Source organism: Isoptericola sp. BMS4 (assembly GCF_011634835.1).
GTDB lineage: Bacteria > Actinomycetota > Actinomycetes > Actinomycetales > Cellulomonadaceae > Isoptericola.
This window is the reverse complement of record NZ_SIRP01000041.1, coordinates 1-674: the sequence shown is the minus strand read 5'-3', so window position 1 is coordinate 674 and position 674 is coordinate 1. Positions and strand designations below refer to the sequence as shown.

General features: G+C 75.8%; 1 pseudogene. It reads right to left on the bottom strand.

From position 1 onward, the window contains the following. Nucleotides 1-674: pseudogene (locus EYB28_RS19925) on the bottom strand (MFS transporter); the annotation flags it as partial.

The window sequence follows — 674 nt, the reverse complement described above, 5'->3', positions numbered from 1 at the left end:
GTCGCCACGACCGCCGACGCGATGCCCGCCGCCGTCGCCACCGACAGCACCAGGCTCGTCGCGCCCTCGGCGTTCCCGGCGTCCGCGGAGAGCTGCCCCATGAACGCCCACACCCCGCTGAGCGCGAGGTAGAACAGCAGGATCGCGGCCAGCCCGGCGCCGAGGCGGCGCGCGGCGCCTGCCACCGCCGGCGCCGCGGCCGGGCGGCCGGCCGCCCGGTCGAGCCGGATGCCGCGCACCAGCGGCACGGCGAGCAGGCACAGGGCCGTGAGCGCGGCCAGGGTCCAGTAGATCGCTGCGACGTCCGCGCCGGCGTAGAGCACCGGGAACAACGCCAGGATGAGCGCGCCCATGGCGAGCTGCGCGACGACGAAGACGCCGAACGCCCGGCCGGGGTTGCGCGTCCGCGGGCTCAGCGACAGCAGCACCACGGTGATCGAGCCCGCCGCCAGCGACGTCACGACGCGGACGGCGACGAGCGCCCCGAAGTCCGCGACGAAGCCCGAGACGATCTGCCCGGCGGCCGCGACCACCGTGCACACGGTGACGGACACCGCGACGGGCACCCGCGTGAGCCACAGGAACGCCGGCACGGTGGCCAGGCTGAACGCCCCCAGCTCGGCGGAGAACAGCAGCCCGGTCTGCGCCGGGTCGATCTGGTACTTGGCGACGAG